This window comes from Bradyrhizobium barranii subsp. barranii, from assembly GCF_017565645.3.
GTDB classification, from domain to species: Bacteria; Pseudomonadota; Alphaproteobacteria; order Rhizobiales; family Xanthobacteraceae; genus Bradyrhizobium; species Bradyrhizobium barranii.
In genome coordinates this window covers 5537122-5555086 of sequence record NZ_CP086136.1, presented here as the reverse complement: position 1 = coordinate 5555086, position 17965 = coordinate 5537122, and the positions used below count along the sequence as shown (strand labels likewise).

General features: G+C 60.1%; 13 protein-coding genes and 3 pseudogenes. 6 read left to right on the top strand and 10 right to left on the bottom strand.

Features of this window, described 5'->3' with window-relative positions; translation table 11 throughout:
• Window positions 1–4: 4 nt before the first annotated feature.
• Window positions 5–202: a hypothetical protein gene (locus J4G43_RS26690; RefSeq protein ID WP_135217200.1), complete on the bottom strand. Its 198-nt coding sequence runs from the start codon at window positions 200–202 to the stop codon at window positions 5–7.
• 107 nt (window positions 203–309) lie between these two features.
• On the bottom strand, window positions 310–564 hold the full coding sequence (locus tag J4G43_RS26685; protein WP_039156949.1) for a PepSY domain-containing protein: 255 nt from the start codon (window positions 562–564) through the stop codon (window positions 310–312).
• A gap of 350 nt (window positions 565–914) precedes the next feature.
• Between J4G43_RS26685 and J4G43_RS26680 the strand changes: the two are divergent.
• A pseudogene (locus tag J4G43_RS26680) lies at window positions 915–1823 on the top strand (sulfatase-like hydrolase/transferase); the annotation flags it as partial.
• 1390 nt (window positions 1824–3213) lie between these two features.
• On the opposite strand, the gene istB (J4G43_RS26675) reads toward J4G43_RS26680, so the two are convergent.
• From istB (J4G43_RS26675) to istA (J4G43_RS26655), 5 genes and pseudogenes are all read right to left on the bottom strand, one after another.
• Window positions 3214–4077 (bottom strand): IS21-like element helper ATPase IstB, encoded by an 864-nt coding sequence (istB, locus tag J4G43_RS26675; RefSeq protein WP_208083951.1) that lies wholly within the window; start codon window positions 4075–4077, stop codon window positions 3214–3216.
• Window positions 4037–4474 (bottom strand): annotated as a pseudogene (locus tag J4G43_RS26670) (IS21 family transposase); the annotation flags it as partial. The gene istB (J4G43_RS26675) and the pseudogene J4G43_RS26670, both read right to left, overlap by 41 nt.
• Window positions 4475–4550: 76 nt before the next feature.
• Complete coding sequence (gene istB / locus J4G43_RS26665; protein WP_038952109.1) at window positions 4551–5318, bottom strand: IS21-like element IS1631 family helper ATPase IstB; 768 nt, start codon at window positions 5316–5318, stop codon at window positions 4551–4553.
• A gap of 4 nt (window positions 5319–5322) precedes the next feature.
• On the bottom strand, window positions 5323–7080 hold the full coding sequence (gene istA, locus J4G43_RS26660) for an IS21-like element IS1631 family transposase (RefSeq protein ID WP_100214066.1): 1758 nt from the start codon (window positions 7078–7080) through the stop codon (window positions 5323–5325).
• A 106-nt stretch (window positions 7081–7186) separates the two neighbouring features.
• Window positions 7187–8296 (bottom strand): annotated as a pseudogene (istA, locus tag J4G43_RS26655) (IS21 family transposase); the annotation flags it as partial.
• A gap of 116 nt (window positions 8297–8412) precedes the next feature.
• On the opposite strand from istA (J4G43_RS26655), the gene J4G43_RS26650 reads away from it, so the two are divergent.
• From J4G43_RS26650 to J4G43_RS26640, 3 genes are all read left to right on the top strand, one after another.
• Complete coding sequence (locus J4G43_RS26650; RefSeq protein ID WP_208086802.1) at window positions 8413–10464, top strand: Dyp-type peroxidase; 2052 nt, start codon at window positions 8413–8415, stop codon at window positions 10462–10464.
• 456 nt (window positions 10465–10920) lie between these two features.
• Window positions 10921–12264 carry an IS1380-like element ISBdi2 family transposase gene (locus J4G43_RS26645; protein ID WP_208084195.1) on the top strand — a complete coding sequence of 448 codons (1344 nt, stop codon included), beginning with the start codon at window positions 10921–10923 and terminating at the stop codon, window positions 12262–12264.
• Between the two features lie 182 nt (window positions 12265–12446).
• Complete coding sequence (locus tag J4G43_RS26640) at window positions 12447–13061, top strand: hypothetical protein (protein ID WP_208086801.1); 615 nt, start codon at window positions 12447–12449, stop codon at window positions 13059–13061.
• 938 nt (window positions 13062–13999) lie between these two features.
• Here the strand turns inward: J4G43_RS26640 and J4G43_RS26635 are convergent.
• Window positions 14000–15343: an IS1380-like element ISBdi2 family transposase gene (locus J4G43_RS26635; RefSeq protein WP_208084195.1), complete on the bottom strand. Its 1344-nt coding sequence runs from the start codon at window positions 15341–15343 to the stop codon at window positions 14000–14002.
• Between the two features lie 528 nt (window positions 15344–15871).
• Window positions 15872–16216: a hypothetical protein gene (locus J4G43_RS26630; protein ID WP_208086800.1), complete on the bottom strand. Its 345-nt coding sequence runs from the start codon at window positions 16214–16216 to the stop codon at window positions 15872–15874.
• A gap of 117 nt (window positions 16217–16333) precedes the next feature.
• On the opposite strand from J4G43_RS26630, the gene J4G43_RS55360 reads away from it, so the two are divergent.
• A complete protein-coding gene (locus J4G43_RS55360; RefSeq protein WP_256461294.1) occupies window positions 16334–16468 on the top strand; it encodes a hypothetical protein in 135 nt (44 codons plus the stop codon).
• Between the two features lie 392 nt (window positions 16469–16860).
• Here J4G43_RS55360 and J4G43_RS26625 read toward each other — a convergent pair whose 3' ends face one another.
• The gene (locus J4G43_RS26625) at window positions 16861–17085 is read right to left on the bottom strand and encodes a hypothetical protein (protein WP_208086799.1); all 225 of its coding nucleotides are present in this window, start codon (window positions 17083–17085) and stop codon (window positions 16861–16863) included.
• Between the two features lie 25 nt (window positions 17086–17110).
• Here J4G43_RS26625 and J4G43_RS26620 point away from each other — a divergent pair, with 25 nt between their 5' ends.
• The gene (locus J4G43_RS26620; protein WP_208086798.1) at window positions 17111–17839 is read left to right on the top strand and encodes a hypothetical protein; all 729 of its coding nucleotides are present in this window, start codon (window positions 17111–17113) and stop codon (window positions 17837–17839) included.
• Window positions 17840–17965 lie beyond the last annotated feature (126 nt).

Here is a 17965-nt window from a genome sequence, read left to right as displayed (position 1 = left end):
GCGGTCAACCGCGCAACCGTTTAGCGCGGGTCCAGACCTTCTTCAGATATCGTTTTCGGGCTCCCGGTGCACCAACCTTCCCGCCCCAAATGCGAATGAGTTGCCGTGATCGACCGGAAAGCTCGGCGACTTCCTTATAGCTCGCAAGACCATTCTTGAGCATATAGAGCGCGGCGGCTTTGGTGACATCCTTGGTGCGCATTTGCAGTGCGATCCCGATTGTCGTTTCGGGCCAGATGCTGATGCGTCAATACTGTAATGCCCCCAGGGGGCGGCTCAACTGGCCACCCACCTTGCATCTTCTCAAAGCTAGTGGTCTGGCTTTTCGCGCACGATCACGCCGGTCTTAGGGTCGGCGTGGAATTCCATCTTCTGTCCGTTCTTGATGCCTTCGCCCTCCCATTGGCCGTCGTCGGCTTCAAGCTTAGTGACCTGCGAATAGCCCGACTCCATGACCTTGGCCTTCACTTGCTCCATCGGCATCCAGTCAGGCCCGGGTTGGTCTGCTCTCGCTGCTGAGCCAATGGCGAGGGAACCGAGAACCAGAATTGTGGCAAGCTTCATTTTGGCCTCCTCTCGATGAAAGGCTTCAACGGGCGCGCTGAATTGATGTTCCTCTGTCTCGCCCGCGGACTTGGTGTCAGATCGACGCAAACGAATGGACGTCCGTTTTGGGCTCCTGGGGACAAGATAGTCGGCTTCGGGTCAAAACCGACAATGCTGCCCCTTCTTATGGGAAAGACGATCCCTATCTCCGCAGCATGCGTACCGCGTTCGAATTTTGCCTGCCGACCGCCGCCAAGGTGGTGCCGGCCGGGCCCGACTGGATCCACGAAATCAAGTATGACGGCTATCGCCTGCGCGTCGAGCGCCACGGAAAGACCGTGCGGCTATTCACCCGCAACGGGCACGACTGGTACAACCCTGCGCGCATGCACATCACGACCGTGCTGAATGACAAGTACGCGGCCATGGTCGGCGAGCCCGGCGGCAAGGACTGGGGCCTCAACGAGGCCGGCATGAAGCAGATGGATGACAACATCGGCTATGTGCTCAAGAAGCTCCAGGACATGGGTCAGCTCGACAACACGATCGTCGTGTTCACCACCGACAACGGCGCCGAAACCATCACCTTTCCGGACGGCGGCACCGCTCCGTTCAAGGGCGGCAAGCTGAGCACCTGGGAAGGCGGCATGCGCGCTCCGTTGGTCGTTCGCTGGCCGGGGGTCATCAAGCCCGGCACCATCAAGAACGAGATATTCGCGGCGCTCGACTGGCTGCCGACGTTTGTCAACATCGCCGGTGGCGCAAAGGGAGATGCGCTGAAGAAGCGTATCGAGGCCGGTCAATATCCCGGCATCGTGAAGACGACGCTCGATGGCGTCGATCAGACCGAATACCTTTCCGGGCGTTCGGAAACGTCGGCGCGCGATACCTTCTTCTACTATTCGGGCAAGGATCCGTCGGCGGTCCGCTACAAGAACTGGAAGATCTACTTCACGATGGTATCCGACGCGCCGCAGGGCTTTATTGCCGGTGCGGCTCCCTATCACTGGGCCCAGGTCGTCAATATCAAGCGAGACCCGTTCGAGACCTCGATCGGTTCACAATACAAGACACTCATGGGTCTGGGCGGCACAATCGGCTCCCCTTCTACAGCCTACGTCTATGACTGGAACATGCTGCCCATCGGCCAGTCGCTGTGGCTGAAGGAACTCGAGACCTATATTGCGTACCCGCCGCTCCAGGACCCGGCGAGCTACAACCTCGACCAGGTGCTGCAACAGATCAAGCAGGCCAAAATTGCCGGTCGCAGCGATTAGTCGCGAACGTCAGAAGTGGCCGATCCGTTCGGATCGGCCACTTGTCCCCGAGCATCCAGAAGTCCCACAAAGGATGATCAGGTCGCATAGTGCATTTGGCCATATTTCACTTAGATCTTTTTACCCGGTCTGATTTGACCATGCGCGGGCCGCGGCGACTTCAATCACTGCGGCCTTCGTTATTTCCTAGCGCTTTAAGCGCCGACGATGCGTCGCCCGGCGGTTCAATTGCCCCTTTCCGTCCATCCCCTTTCTGGGCCCCTCGGTCGGCTGCGGGCAGCGTTCAGTCTATCGGCCTCTGCTTCAGCAATGGAGTGCGACAAGCCAGACAGAGGCTTCCCGCCTTTTCCGATCGCAGGCACATCTAGTGAAAGATCCAGTACGGTGAACCGGCCGGTCACCGGTCGCTCATACCAAACAACGTACCGCGCCTTCATTTCGGTCATTCTAGACCCCCTCGGTAGCGGATCGATCCTCGAATAGATCAACGTATCGCGCATGGAGAATCACGTAGCCCTTGGCACCGTCTAAGAGCACCTTGACCTGAGTGGCCGTCGCTCCCTGACCAAGAACGATGCCTTTCTTCCCGCTAAGACGCGGTCCAGCCGAAGCACCAATGACGATCCGTCGACCAGCAAGAAGCTCGTCCTTGGCGGCCAATAGGTCTGCAGATTTCGGCAGGTTACGGTTTGCGCTCCGAGGCATGGCTTTTAAAATATCGCAGCATCGTTGAGTTAGAAAGCCCGTGTGTCGGGGGACCACGGCTTGCGCGACCGCTTTTCGATCGGTCAAGCTGGCGAACCGCTAGCGTGACTGGTGGTCGCAATGCGTACTGCAGAACAATTGGTAAAACCAAAACGTGTATTCCGCCCTGGTACACGTGATCGAACCCGACACGGCCCTAAGAAGCCGCTTATTTGTGCGCGCTGCTTAACAAATCTGCTAGCTGCGAGGCGCCGAGCGGCGTTGACTTTCAGCGGGTCCTTGGCGTGACACCTAGACGCCCCGGCGCTAGCCTCAGGCCATCCATCCGCGGCAGCCCCTGTCGTAAACCGGCAGGGGTTGCTTATTGGTGGTAGGCCCGCCAGTGAACCAGCGGGCCTTTGAGTTGGCATCCCAACAGATTGAACCTTACCGCCGCCGGGCCAATTTAAGCCCGGCGCCGTACTTGTCCCGGCTCGCTGCAGCCACCACTAGGATGAGGCACTGATGTCTGAAATGGACCCCGGTTTTGGGACCAGAGGCTAAGTTGGAAAAGGGCCGCTCCGTTTGATAGACGGAGGGCATGATGACGAAGAAGACACGACGGAAGATCGACGCGGCGTTGAAGGCAAAGATCGCGCTGGAAGCGGTGCGGGAGCAGGCGACGGTGGCCGATCTGGCCCAGCTGTCAATCGGCGTTGGACTGGGACCCCCGATCGGCGTCCAAAGGGGACCCCTTTGATCGGCGAGTCTTGATGGTAGCGCTCGCGGCGTCGGAGCTGGCCGGGGTTGCGGAGACGGCGCGAGCGCGGGTTGTTTGATCGTCGTCGCGGCTTTTAAAGCGCCAGCTGTCGTTACCGGTCTCGACGATGTCGCAGTGATGAGTCAGCCGGTCGAGCAGCGCGGTCGTCATCTTGGCATCGCCGAACACGCTCGGCCACTCGCCGAATGCCAGATTGGTGGTGACGAGGACGGAGGCGCGCTCATAAAGCCGGCTGACGAGGTGGAAGAGAAGCTGACCGCCGGACTGGGCAAAGGGCAAATATCCGAGCTCGTCCAGGACAATGAAGTCCATGCGGGTTAGGTGCTCGGCAAGCCGGCCCTGTCGCCCGTTGCGGGTCTCGGTCTCGAGGCGGTTGACGAGGTCGACCACGTTATAGAAGCGGCCACGGGCGCCGGATCGGATGCAGCTTCGCGCGATAGCGATGGCCAGATGGGTCTTGCCGGTGCCCGTTCCACCGACCAGGACGACGTTGCGTTGCTGGGCGATGAAGCCGCCGCCGGCGAGATCATTGACAAGCGTCTGGTTGATCGGCGTGGCGTCGAACTGGAAGTCTGCGATGTCCTTTGCAAGCGGCAACTTGGCGATGGTGAGCTGGTATTTGATCGAGCGGGCCTGCTTCTCGTTGATCTCGGCGGAGAGCAGATCGCCGACGATGCGCTGGGGTTCGTGCTGGCGTTTGACGGCGGTCGCCATGATCTCGTCGAAGGCGGCCTTCATGCCGTAGAGCTTAAGCTCGCCCATGAGATCGAAGATTTGGGTTCGTTCCATCAGTTTGTCCTCCGGAGGTTGTCGTAGCGGCACAATCGGCGATCGGCGCATGGCGAAGCGTCAAGGCGGCCGGCGTCATGATGTTGGCCGGTGGGGCAGGTTCACGTTGACGAGCCAGGATGTTGAGCACGACATCGGCGGAATGAACGCCATGAGCGACCGCCTCGGCGCAGGCGGCTTCCACCGCGGGCAATCCGTCTGTCAGCACCGCATTGAGGATATCGACCATCTGTCGATTGCCATCGTCGGCACCGGCGAGTTTGCGCCGTACACGCTCAATCGCTGCGGGCAGCACCCAGTCCTTGAAGGGAGCGCCATTACGCAAGGCACCGGGCTTGCGCACAAGCACGGGCACATAGTGCCAAGGGTCGTAGACCGTCTCGCCGCGACCGAATGATCCCCGCGGGTCACTTCAAATTCCTCCGGGTGTGGTCAGTCAAATTCCTCCACCCGCGAGGCAGGACAAGGGACTGTTAGTTTGAGTTTGTTTCCCGGGCAAGAGCTTCAGCGGCTTCTTTGAGCCGATAGCTGCGTCCGTCGAACTCAAGCAGATGGCAATGATGCATAAGGCGATCGAGGATCGTCGTGCTCATAGTGTTGTCCCCAAGGTATGCCCCCCAATCCTGCACGACGCGATTGGAGGTGACGATGACGCTGCGGCGCAGTTTGTAACGCTGATGGATCAGGGTCTGCAGCAAAGTGCCGGCGTCGTCGGGGATGGCGCGTGCGAGGAATAGATCGTCCAGCACGAGGAGATCGCAGTCGATGATGGTTCGCAGCCGGACCTCGCGTTGTGCCGGAGAGTTCAGGGCGTAGCGGTGGAAGAAGTCGTCGGTCTCAAGATACTGGACCTTGTGGCTTTGCAGGATCGCCTGATAGGCAATCGCCTTGGCGATGTGCGACTTCCCGGTGCCAGGTTTGCCAACAAGCAGAGCGTTCTCGCCAGCGGCAATGAACGCCAGGGTGTGGAGCTGGAAGCAGGTCTGACGTGGCAGTTTGGGATTGAAGGACCAGTCGAACTCGGCGAGCGTCAGCTTTTCGTCGAGCCCGGATTGCTGGTATCGCCGCTCGATAAGACGGGACTGACGACGGTCCAGTTCATCCTGCAGGATAAGGGAGAAGGTCTCGAGGAAGGGCTGGTTGGCGCCCTGCGCCTGGAGCACGCGCGTCTGCAGCGTGTCGCGGACACCCGACAGGCGCAGCTGTCGTAGGCAACGCTCAATTTCCGGCATGGTCATCATGTGGCTAGGTCTCCAGTTTAAGGTGAGAAGGTGCAGCGGGAGCGCTCGTGGCGCCGGAGTTGGCCGGGGTTGCGCAGGCGACACGAGCGCGGATTGCCGTGGCGTGATCGTCGTGAGCCTCGGCCTGCCGACCATTGTCGTCGGCGTCGCGCCGCACAGCGCGGCTGAAGAGGTCGCCGTATTCCGCGGGGGTACGGATCAGCGGATGATCCTGGGTGAGCGGCGATGCCGGCTGTGGCGTCACTCCAACCTGCTCGATCGCCTGTTCGAACAACCGCTCGACGGTCGCACGCACGTGCTTGTAGCGGTAGATGCGGTTGTCGATGGCGTGCGCGCAGGCCTGCTCGACCAGCCGCGCCGGATACTTCCGGCCCAGCCCGACAATGCCCCACATCGCGCGCTGTCCGGGGCGCCCTTCGGTGTCGAACACCTGCTGGCACAAGGCCCTGGTCTGCGGTCCGATGCGCTCGGCGCTCGCCAGCAGCACGGCGGTTTGCCGCGACGGGTTGAACGGCCGTTCGCTGGTCGGCAGGACGACAGAACCGGGGTGCGCCATCCGGGAATGAACACGCAGCAGCGCACGGGTGTGGCGATCACGGATCTCGATCGTGGTGGTGTAGATGCGCACGACGACCTGGCTGCCGATCGGCGCGGGCCGCGCGGCGTAATAGCTGTTGTCGACGCGTACGGTGGTGTCGTCGCAGACAGTCCGGACGACTTCGGTGAAGATGCGGAAGGGAGCGACAGGCAGCGGCCGCAGGTGCGGCTTCTCTTCCTGGAACATCGCCTCGACCTGACGGCGCGTGCTGCCGTGGATGCGTTTGGAAGCCCAGTTCTCCTCCCAGTGCCTCAAGAACTCGTTTTGCGCCTCCAGCGTCTCGAAGCGCCGTCCGGCCAGCGCAGTGCCCTGGGTATGTTGAATCGCATTCTCGACGCATCCTTTCCGATTTGGATCGGCCACGCGCGCGGGATCGGCGACCACGGCGTAATGAGCCAGCATCGCGCTGTAAATCGGGTTGAGCTGGGGCTCGTACAAATCCGGCTTGAGGACGCCTTCCTTCAGGTTGTCGAGCACGACATAGCTGGGGACCCCGCCAAAATACCGGAACGCCTCTTCGTGGAGCTGCGCCCAGACTTGTTGGCTGGACTTCCAGACTACCCGCCGGAAGCTGCGCCGCGAGTAGCGTAGCGTCATCACGAACAGGCGGGGACGACGGTACCGCCCGCTCTTCGGATCAACCGTCGGCGCGCCCTCGCCATAGTCGACCTGAGCTTCCTCGCCGGGGAGGAACTCAAGACGATCAAACTGCTCAGGATCAGCGTGCCGCAACCGGCGCACAAACCGCTTGACACTCTGGTAGCTGGACGGAAAGCCAAATTGATCAACCAGGTCCTGGTAAATCGCCTGCGCGTTCCGCTTCAGCCGGACCTGTTCTTCGATCCACGTCCGATGCGCTTCGCAAGCCGAACGGGCCAGGCTGCTGGTGACCGTCGCTTCCGATGTCCCAAAAGCCGGTGGTCGGGGTGGAGGAATTTGGCCGTCCGCGCTCACCGAGCCGGTGGTCACTTCCCCGGGGGAATTTGCCTCCGCACCGGCCCGCAGCGCCTGATAACGCCGGATCGTCTTGCGATCGACACCCGTCAGCCGGTGAATCTCGCGCTGGCTGGTGTTGCGATCAAGTAATGTAAGTACGGTGCTTTGCAGATGTCGCTTCAAGACGTTCAACTCCCCGGCCCCTTGCTGGCTAAAGGGGTCGAACATAAACGTCCTGCCTGACCGGCTACTGCTGTTCAGCGGCGCTGACGGCGATCATCAGGTGGGGGAGTTTCAAGTGACCATACCCGGGGGATTTTGACCGACCCACGGGGCCGAATGATCGCGGATGTTCGGCAACGACCCGGCCGTCCTGGCGGATCACGATGCGGTCCGCATAAGCCTGGACCTCAATGGGCCGCCCGACCGCGCTTGCCGCAACCGAGTACTTGTTGTTGTCGAAGCGCACCAGGCAGGTCTTGGAGACCGAGGCCGGGACGGCATGGAAGCCATCGAACCGACCTGCATAAGGCACGAGATTGGGTCGCTCGGCCTCGAAGATCTCCCAGACAGTCCGGTCGGCGAACTCTGGATGCCGATGCGCCTTGGCGTAGGCGATACATTTATCGAGCAACCAGGCGTTCAGCTCGTCCAATGTCTTGAAGCGCAGTCGCGGGGTGAAAAAGCGTTCGCGGACCAACCCGACCTGGTTCTCGACCTGTCCCTTCTCCCAGCCCGACGCTGGCGTGCAGGCAACCGGATCGACCAGATAATGGCTACACATCTGCAGGAAGCGCTGATTGTAGAGGCGGCCTTTGCCGACAAAGATCGTCTCCACCGCCGTCTTCATGTTGTCGTAGATGCCGCGCCGGCAAGTCCCCTTGAACAGTGCGAACGCCCGGTCGTGGGCGTCAAACACCATCTCCTGCGTCTCGCGCGGATAGGCCCGAACAAACAGCATCCGACTGTGGCAAAGCCGGACATGCGCCGCCTTCACGACCACCGTGGTTCCGCTCAACAGGACGACTTCGTGGCTCCAATCAAACTGGTAGGCTTCGCCGGGCGCAAAGCTCAACGGCACATAAGCTGAGGTCGTCGAGGCGCCACGCTCTCGGCTCCACCGCCGCGCATAGCGACGAACCGCGTCGTAGCCGCCGGCATATCCGAGGCCGCGAAGCTCTTCGAACAAGCGAATCAGCGTCAGCCGTTCGCGCGTCGTCTTGCTCTCGTTCGCCGCCAGCAACCGGTCAAGCTCGGCACTCCACGGGCCCATCTTCGGAAGCGGCTGCGTCTCTCGCTCGTACCGGAACTCCGTCGCCTCCGAGCGGATGACCTTGCGGACCACCTTGCGCGATACGCCAAGCTCCCGGCAGATCGCCTTGATCGGCTGACCATGAACAAAATAAGCGCGACGGATCTTCGCAATCGTCTCCACCACCAGCATCCCAACCTCGGCTTCCATGACTTGATGGAAGCCACTGTGGACCCTTGTCCCGGGGTCCCGATTGGATGCCGATTACCCCGAATACGGGGTCCTTATTCCATGCCGAAACACACAATATGGGCACGATCCACTACGCAAGATGGTTTCGCCCGGCCGGTACGGAAAACCTGATCTTTCTGTCGAACTACGACGGAAGCTGGGAAAGCTATTTGGAAGATTTCATCATGAAGGCACATCCCGGTCAGACCGCCGCCTGGTGTAATGGCGTCGGTTTCCCCCGGACAAGATACCTGATCAAGGATGGCGCCCAAAACGGCGATCAATTCAAGCGTTGGGTGCGCCTTCAACAGGTAGTCGCGCAGTTTTGGTACAGCCGGTTTCCCGAACTGACGACCGATCATATTCGTAACAATGCCTTGATTCACGATGGACTCGCGCGAGCGAGAACCGATTCGGACGCACGTGCTTGGCTTGATTGCCTCGGCTCCATGCCGCGCCCCGATTACGTCATCGAGACCGACGAAGTGCAATCGCTTGTGTTTCGGGGATTGCGGGCCCTCCCCTATTCGGTGTGCGCCTTGTTCCAGTTTTCGGAGCAATCCGACCCGAAAGAGCTTGCCAAATGGCTGGACATGCTGGTGCCTGGCAGCCTCAACCCGCATGAGGGCTATCCGGTGAGAGCCACAAGTTCTCTCGAGATAACGTTCGGAGATCGTCCATTCAGGAGCGCTCCTGACGAAAACACCATCGCTACCTTTGTCGCGTTTACGGCGACCGGTCTCAAGAAACTTCGGGTACCGGGACCTCAGTGCAGCGACGGTCTGGGCTCGTTTCAAGGCGTCTTCAATATAGGAATGGCCAACCGCGGCCGTGCTCTCGGCGATCGTGGCGGGAGCCAGGGTTGGCGCTGGACCGACGGCGATTGCAATGAAGTGGCGCAGAACCCGCGTGCGGCAGATGCTGCTATTCTCATCTACGGCAAGTCGATCAAACATTGCGAAGCTATTCTCGATCAACATGAGAAAGCTATCGGTTCTGCAGGGCGCCTCCTGCATAGGATCGACACAAGACCCGTGCGCACTCACGCCGCAGCGACTGAGAAGGAGTCCCTGGAGTTCGAACATTTCGGATTTCGCGATGGCATCTCTCAGCCGGTCATCCACGGAACCCAGCGGTTTTCAAAGGGTGCCCTGGCACGCGACACCGTGGAGCCAGGCGAATTCATTCTCGGCTACCGCAACAACCAGGATCACTATCCGCCGGCGCCGCTTGTCAGAGCCGACTCCGACCTGGGGGATTGTCTTCCGATTCCCGCAAGGCCTCCCTCGAGATTTCCTGCGTTCGGCCGCAAGGATCCAGCGGCCCGCGATTTTGGCCGTAACGGCAGCTATCTGGTGATCAGGGAGCTCGCCCAGGACGTTGAGGGATTCTGGAAATTCACCTCCAACAAAGCGAACGAGCTATCCGGGCAATATCCGAATCTTGCCAATATTGCCGGCGGACAAATCACGGCGGACTGGGTTGCCGCTAAGATGATGGGACGGTGGCGAGACGGAACGCCACTCGTTGAGCGCCCCGGCGCCGACAAGGGCGAGGGTTTGCGGAAGCATTCAACGCACGAGAACGACTTTTCGTACGCTCTCGACGATCCGCAAGGAATGCACTGTCCGTTCGGATCCCACATTCGCCGGGCGAATCCCCGCGACAGCCTGCAGCCCGACGATCCCACGCAACAATTAATCACCAACCGCCACCGGCTCCTGCGACGAGGCCGCTCGTACGAGTATTATACGAAGGAAGGCGCCGTGGCTGAGAGGGGCCTTCTGTTCGTTGCGCTGTGTACCGATCTGGAGCGCCAATTCGAGTTTGTTCAGCAAACATGGATAGGCTCGCCAACTTTCCATGGCTTAAACAACGAGCCTGACCCAATCGTCGCCTGGCAGGCCCCCAAGACCCGAGTATTTACGATACCGACTCCGTCGGGTCCTGTGAGATTACACGACATGGAAAGCTTCGTTGACGTTCGGGCAGGAGGATATTTCTTCCTGCCGAGCCGTTCGGCTATTCGATATCTCGCCAATCTTAATGCTAGCAAATGGTGCAGCGACGGATTGCCCACCGTCCGAGATGATAAAATCAACTGTTTGCCTACCGCCACGACGGTCTAGCCCGTCTTATTCGCGAGAGGGCGCCTGAGAGGCTGGCGAGCGTGGTGTAAAGCGCTGATGCGGCGTAGGATTCGGTTGCGAAGCCACCCCATCACCTTCAACCGCGAACGCCACGCCCGCCATGACCGATGATACGATTTCAGACCACTATCGAGAAGCAAGAATTCAACACAAATAAAACCTCTGCCTCGCGCTCGATCTCTTCATGCTTGATAGTCTCGTTTCGGAGGCTGATCACCTACCGCGTCTAATAGGCCGCTCGCGCCGGTTTCTTTGGACGCGGCACGACCGCGACTCCACGTTTCGGCACAGAAATGATCGGGAGTCACTCAATCTTTCTTCAACTTAACCCGTCTTATTCGTAAGAGTGCGCCTGAGGGGTAAAGCGCTGATGCGGCGTAGGATTCGGTTGCGAAGCCAACCCCATCACCTCCAACCGCGAACGCCACGCCCGCCATGACCGACGATACGATTCCGCCCTTCTCGTTTCCAGCCGTTCACGCCAAGAAAGTCACAGCTGCCTTCGATGGTGGGCGCCTAACCTCGAACGGGGGCGTGATGCTTCTGGCGATGGCCGAGCGGCGTCTCGGTTTGGCCAACAATCTGGCCCGGGTGTTCCCGGATCGGCGCGATCCGACGCGGGTCGTGCACAGCCTGGTCGATATGCTCCGCGCTCGCATGTTCGCGATCTGCTGCGGCTACGAGGACGCCGACGACCTCGATCATCTGAGGTCCGATCCGGCATTCAAACTGGCCTGCGGACGGCTGCCGGACACGGGCCGGGATTTGTGTTCCCAGCCGACGCTGTCGCGGCTGGAGAATGCTCCGCGCCTGCGCGACGTGATCCGGCTGACCTACATTTTGGTCGACGCATGGATGGATAGCTACCCCCACGAGCCGGCATCCGTCACGCTCGACATCGATGATACCTGCGACGTCGTCCACGGCCATCAGCAGCTCTCGCTGTTCAACGCTCATTATGACGAACGCTGCTTCCTGCCGATCCACGTCTACGACACGGAGAAGAGCCGGCCCGTGGCCGTCGTGCTGCGGCCCGGCAAGACGCCGGGCGGCGTCGAGGTGCGTGCCCATCTGCGCCGCCTGGTACGGCATATCCGGACGCGATGGCACAACACGCAAATTACGTTCCGTGGCGACGGGCACTATGCCCGGCCGGAGGCCATGGCGTGGTGCGAGACCAACGGCATCGACTACATCTTCGGTCTGTCCGGCACCAAGCCTCTCGCCAGAAAAGTCGACGAGGTCGCCGACGACATCCGCACGCGACGCGCCATCGAGAACCTGCCGGTTCTGCGTGGCTATACCGAGACGCGCCACAAGGCAAAGTCCTGGGATCGCGAACGGCGCACTGTCGCCCGTATTGAGGCGACGATGCTCGGCCTCGACATCCGCTTCGTCGTCACCAGCCTCGATGTCGGCTCGGCCGAGTGGATCTACGACAGCCTGTATTGCGCGCGCGGCCAAGCCGAGAATCTGATCAAGCTGCATAAGACGCAGCTCGCCTCCGATCGCACCAGCTGCCGTTCGGCGCTCGCCAACCAGGTCCGTCTCGTGCTCCATACGGCCGCTTATTGGCTGATGCTGACCGTGCGCGACGCCATTCCCAAAGCCCGGGAATTGGCCGCTGCCGAGTTCGCGACGCTGCGTCTTCGGCTCTTGAAAATCGCCGCCCGTGTCGTCGAGACCACGAGCCGCATTCGCCTTGCGTTTGCCGCGGCATGTCCCGAAGCCGACCTGATCTGCGGCTTGCCCGGCGCGCTGCTGCCGCTCGGTCCTTGACCGGCGGGGCGTCCGCCCCCGTTCGCCCAACCCATCCCTCAAGCGCGTTGCAAAGTACCGGTCGTCAGGCGGCGAAAAGCCGAAGGCAATCCTGTGCGCCTCGTCAGACAAGATGTGCGGCCGCATCAATCGGGCCCAAAAGCCGCACTCTCACGAATAGGACGGGCTAGGGGTTGGCTGCAATGTTGCCGCTGGCTCGCTTCTGGACAATCTTGGGTGGCGCCTACTTACCCGCCGCTGGCAGCTGGGGATTCTTCGTCTACAACGGTCCCCACCGGGGGATGTTGATCTCCGCTGGCTATCTTGGCTTAGGCGTAACCCTGGCGGTCGGTACCTTGCTCGCGTCTACGTTGGCGCTCTATGTCCTCAAGGCGCGCCGCGCACATGCGCCGATCATCGCGCCTCCCAACACTTTCTTCGAGGATCCCGATAACCGAAGCAGGCTATTGTCGTGGAGCACCGTTGCAGCTTTCGGACTCATGATACTCGCCGGCATTGCTTGCTTTGGAAACAGATATGCTGACAGTCGCATCTATCTGTGGGATTCGACCGCGCCGCTTTCGGATTCGTTCATTGGGAGCCGGGCCGAAGCACAAGCGAAAGGCTGCCCAAAGGGGCCATGCTTCGCGATGGGACAGCGTATGGAGGGGGCCGGCCGTGCTGAGCACGTCGCAGAGTACATTCCGTACTTGTCCGACGGTCTGCTGATCGTTCTTGCCATTGCCCAGCTTGGAGCACTATCGTTTTTGGGATGCGCTGCGTGGCGACCACAGCAGCCTCTTACGTATGAGCTTTAATGGTTCTCGCCGCCTCCTGGCGAAGACGGCGATATCACCCAGTGCAAAAATCATAGATTGCACAGGCGCGTTGGGATTGATCTGCGACAAAGTGGAGGAGGATTCAAAACCTCTAGCGATTGGCTTCCACTGTGCCGCCGATAGTCCGGCGCAGCCTTGGATTTCAGCAACGTTCTACTGACGCCGCGAGTACGCGCTGCACGACCCAGGTACCCACCCTGTCCAAGTGTTTTCCGTATAGACACCAACACACTCAGAGGTTCTGAAAAATCGAGATCTTTTGAGCGACAGTGCAAGAAGGTTTTCGGTATAGGTCAGACGACCGAAGAAACTACTCTCAGCTGGCCGAGCTGTCCCTCGTTATCGCCGCCGAAGCACTGACAGCGGATGAGCAAGAAAATCGGATTGGCGACGGTGACTGTATTGGCGCGAACTCCGTGAGTTCTTCCGCTATCCGCAGCGCGATCGAGGCCGATCGAGCTATTCGTGAGCCGGTCGCGTCTTCGAGTGGAGCGTCCCCCACGCCCTGATGTGCGAAAGCACCCTGCCCCTCGAGCGCGGCGAGCTACGGGGAGCTGGCCGAAAACTACGGTCGAGAGGCCGCTAAGCTAGCCGTGGTTAGGACCGTAGATTGCTCGCGACGCAGACAGAAAATGCAAGTAATTGCAGCAAGGTTGACAGGACACCCCTTCCGCCAGTCATTACATGTATATAATTGAAATTACTAAGGCAACTCGAATATAGGATGGTCCATTCCTAACCTGATTCCTAACCCGTCCTATTCGTGAGAGTGCGGCTTTTGGGCCCGATTGATGCGGCCGCACATCTTGTCTGACGAGGCGCACAGGATTGCCTTCGGCTTTTCGCCGCCTGACGACCGGTACTTTGCAACGCGCTTGAGGGATGGGTTGGGCGAACGGGGGCGGACGCCCCGCCGGTCAAGGACCGAGCGGCAGCAGCGCGCCGGGCAAGCCGCAGATCAGGTCGGCTTCGGGACATGCCGCGGCAAACGCAAGGCGAATGCGGCTCGTGGTCTCGACGACACGGGCGGCGATTTTCAAGAGCCGAAGACGCAGCGTCGCGAACTCGGCAGCGGCCAATTCCCGGGCTTTGGGAATGGCGTCGCGCACGGTCAGCATCAGCCAATAAGCGGCCGTATGGAGCACGAGACGGACCTGGTTGGCGAGCGCCGAACGGCAGCTGGTGCGATCGGAGGCGAGCTGCGTCTTATGCAGCTTGATCAGATTCTCGGCTTGGCCGCGCGCGCAATACAGGCTGTCGTAGATCCACTCGGCCGAGCCGACATCGAGGCTGGTGACGACGAAGCGGATGTCGAGGCCGAGCATCGTCGCCTCAATACGGGCGACAGTGCGCCGTTCGCGATCCCAGGACTTTGCCTTGTGGCGCGTCTCGGTATAGCCACGCAGAACCGGCAGGTTCTCGATGGCGCGTCGCGTGCGGATGTCGTCGGCGACCTCGTCGACTTTTCTGGCGAGAGGCTTGGTGCCGGACAGACCGAAGATGTAGTCGATGCCGTTGGTCTCGCACCACGCCATGGCCTCCGGCCGGGCATAGTGCCCGTCGCCACGGAACGTAATTTGCGTGTTGTGCCATCGCGTCCGGATATGCCGTACCAGGCGGCGCAGATGGGCACGCACCTCGACGCCGCCCGGCGTCTTGCCGGGCCGCAGCACGACGGCCACGGGCCGGCTCTTCTCCGTGTCGTAGACGTGGATCGGCAGGAAGCAGCGTTCGTCATAATGAGCGTTGAACAGCGAGAGCTGCTGATGGCCGTGGACGACGTCGCAGGTATCATCGATGTCGAGCGTGACGGATGCCGGCTCGTGGGGGTAGCTATCCATCCATGCGTCGACCAAAATGTAGGTCAGCCGGATCACGTCGCGCAGGCGCGGAGCATTCTCCAGCCGCGACAGCGTCGGCTGGGAACACAAATCCCGGCCCGTGTCCGGCAGCCGTCCGCAGGCCAGTTTGAATGCCGGATCGGACCTCAGATGATCGAGGTCGTCGGCGTCCTCGTAGCCGCAGCAGATCGCGAACATGCGAGCGCGGAGCATATCGACCAGGCTGTGCACGACCCGCGTCGGATCGCGCCGATCCGGGAACACCCGGGCCAGATTGTTGGCCAAACCGAGACGCCGCTCGGCCATCGCCAGAAGCATCACGCCCCCGTTCGAGGTTAGGCGCCCACCATCGAAGGCAGCTGTGACTTTCTTGGCGTGAACGGCTGGAAACGAGAAGGGCGGAATCGTATCGTCGGTCATGGCGGGCGTGGCGTTCGCGGTTGGAGGTGATGGGGTTGGCTTCGCAACCGAATCCTACGCCGCATCAGCGCTTTACCCCTCAGGCGCACTCTTACGAATAAGACGGGTTAAGTTGAAGAAAGATTGAGTGACTCCCGATCATTTCTGTGCCGAAACGTGGAGTCGCGGTCGTGCCGCGTCCAAAGAAACCGGCGCGAGCGGCCTATTAGACGCGGTAGGTGATCAGCCTCCGAAACGAGACTATCAAGCATGAAGAGATCGAGCGCGAGGCAGAGGTTTTATTTGTGTTGAATTCTTGCTTCTCGATAGTGGTCTGAAATCGTATCATCGGTCATGGCGGGCGTGGCGTTCGCGGTTGAAGGTGATGGGGTGGCTTCGCAACCGAATCCTACGCCGCATCAGCGCTTTACACCACGCTCGCCAGCCTCTCAGGCGCCCTCTCGCGAATAAGACGGGCTAAGCGCCCTGCCCTTAAATAGAAACAGCCCGCGCCAGTTACGACGCGGGCTAATACGGCGTCAGGCTGGCCTATTCCGCCGCTTCGGCAAACTTGACCGGATCGCCGTTCAGCTGCTTCAGATCCCAATACACGCCTTCTTGTACCGCGGTCAGCCAACCCTCGTGGGACGCCTCGGTTGTTTGATCGACGAGGAGCTGCACCTTCCGGCCGAACTCAGCCCACGTCGCGGCACGCGTAAGCGTGATGTCATAAAGCACTTCTTCGGCGGTCTCCCGAAGGTTGTCGCCCGCAGCGCTGGACAGTGCAGTGCCGACTAGGTCTGTGATTTTTTGGTGGGCTTCGAGGAGCTGGGATAGAGGGATTGCGACAGTGTTTACGGCAACAGAAGCGGTCATGCTGGTGATGGCTTTCATTATCTATAAAATCGAACAGGTATTGCTCGACTCGCTAATTTATGGCATCATCAAACCATGAAGTCAACAATTAATAGCGCTAACAAACCAAAACGAGGCCGGCCGCCTGTGGATACCATGGCGGTCAATGTTCGGCTGCCCGTAGAGGCTGTTTCCGAGATCGACGACTGGCGCCGCAAGCAAGATGACCTGCCCGGCCGGCCTGAGTCCATCCGCCGGCTGGTGGAGATCGGACTGAAGGCCAAGAAATAGATGCCAGCGCGTGCCAGTCATTTGCCGACCAGCTCGGAGCGAGATGCATTGCAAAAACTACGGGCGGGTCGCGAGCTGACACTCAGAGCGCTTGAGCCCACCGGTCAGCGCACCATCGCAAACATGCAGTCGAAGAGCTGGATTGAACGTGGGAGCACGGCAGGAACGTACCGGATCACGCCAGCAGGCCTCGCTGCCTTGCGCGTCAAGATACCCTAACGCCGAGAGCCGATCCGCATTTCGCCGTCGCCGGCAAGGGCGCTGGGGCTCGCTGAGCGGCCTTGGAGCGTCGCCCAGCCTGTGGAAGCTGCGCTCGCTGTGGCCCCTGCGCTGCCCACCGAGACCCCGCCAGATCGGCGCCGGAAGTTCGTAGTAATCGAAGGTGGTAAAAGCTAATCCATCCCGAGCATTCGGCTCAAGCGGAATGCAGCTTCCTCAGAGTGGATTTGGGCCAACACCGAGACATCGTTGGCCTCGCCACTCTGCGAGCGCTCATAGAGAAAATAGCCAGTTGCATCAGCATCAAGCCCGGCGGCGCTGGCCCGCTCATCTGTCAACGGGGAGATGCACAGGGTCACGTCGTTGGAGACATTCGTGCTAAAGTAGAGTTCCCCCATCGATTCGCCTCCAAATGTGGTGCCCATGGCTGAGCCAAAAAAGACCCACGTCGAGCGTAAGAGTCCGCAAATCTCACTCGCGCGATTGGCCGACTACATGGCCGCTTCCGAGCAGGCCAAACGAAGCATCGCAGCGAGTTGCAAGTACCAGCCAATCGCTCGCCTGATCCAGTACAACGACGCAAAGGCGATAGTATCAAACTATATCCGCTCTGAGAATCGAGAACTTAAAGATCTGAAGCAAAAACTCGAAATACTTCAGAACAAGATTTGCGACAGTGATTTCGAGGAAGACGTAAAAGCGCACAACTGCAACTACGTTTCACGGTTTATTGCTTTGCACGATGACTTCGATTTCAAAGACTACACTTACGCCAAACCAGTAAAATTTGATAAGATTGTGTTAAACGGGATGCCCATCAGCGTTCAGGCTGACGTTCTACTTTCCCGAATGACTCGGACTAATAAGCGCAAGATTGGTGCTCTGATGTTGCGATATGCAAAGGGCAAGCCTCTTGCTGAAAAAGCCGGGCTTCATCAGAGCGCTTTTCTTTACGAATTTTTCCGCCAGCCTCAGTTCAAAGAAGAGGGGGAATCTGAAAAGGCGCTCTGCATCACATTGGATGCCCATTCGGCCATCGCCCACGAAGCGCCGGGCAACGCTACCTATCTCTTCAAGGAAATGGCCGCCACCTGTGCCAATCTGGTCGAACGCTGGCCCGCGATAAGGCCGCCATCTGGCGCGGTGCTTTAGCCGGCCTTGTGCCAGGGTTCATTCGTCATGGCTACGCTCCATCCGGCGATTGGGCTCGCGACTGGCATAGGGTCCGCTCGACAGCGATTCGAGCCCAGAGAACACGAACTGGTCAACTACAAGAAT

Bases quoted from the DNA above. Each gene is read 5' to 3' on its own strand.
- J4G43_RS26640 (WP_208086801.1), top strand. From the start codon at position 12,447: ATGTTGCCGCTGGCTCGCTTCTGGACAATCTTGGGTGGCGCCTACTTA.
- istB (WP_208083951.1), bottom strand. From the start codon at position 4,077: ATGGAACGAACCCAAATCTTCGATCTCATGGGCGAGCTTAAGCTCTAC.
- J4G43_RS26635 (WP_208084195.1), bottom strand. From the start codon at position 15,343: ATGACCGACGATACGATTCCGCCCTTCTCGTTTCCAGCCGTTCACGCC.
- J4G43_RS26690 (WP_135217200.1), bottom strand. From the start codon at position 202: ATGCGCACCAAGGATGTCACCAAAGCCGCCGCGCTCTATATGCTCAAG.
- istB (WP_038952109.1), bottom strand. From the start codon at position 5,318: ATGATGACCATGCCGGAAATTGAGCGTTGCCTACGACAGCTGCGCCTG.
- J4G43_RS26685 (WP_039156949.1), bottom strand. From the start codon at position 564: ATGAAGCTTGCCACAATTCTGGTTCTCGGTTCCCTCGCCATTGGCTCA.
- J4G43_RS26620 (WP_208086798.1), top strand. From the start codon at position 17,111: ATGGCTGAGCCAAAAAAGACCCACGTCGAGCGTAAGAGTCCGCAAATC.
- J4G43_RS55360 (WP_256461294.1), top strand. From the start codon at position 16,334: ATGGCGGTCAATGTTCGGCTGCCCGTAGAGGCTGTTTCCGAGATCGAC.
- istA (WP_100214066.1), bottom strand. From the start codon at position 7,080: ATGTTCGACCCCTTTAGCCAGCAAGGGGCCGGGGAGTTGAACGTCTTG.
- J4G43_RS26645 (WP_208084195.1), top strand. From the start codon at position 10,921: ATGACCGACGATACGATTCCGCCCTTCTCGTTTCCAGCCGTTCACGCC.
- J4G43_RS26625 (WP_208086799.1), bottom strand. From the start codon at position 17,085: ATGGGGGAACTCTACTTTAGCACGAATGTCTCCAACGACGTGACCCTG.
- J4G43_RS26650 (WP_208086802.1), top strand. From the start codon at position 8,413: ATGGGCACGATCCACTACGCAAGATGGTTTCGCCCGGCCGGTACGGAA.
- J4G43_RS26630 (WP_208086800.1), bottom strand. From the start codon at position 16,216: ATGAAAGCCATCACCAGCATGACCGCTTCTGTTGCCGTAAACACTGTC.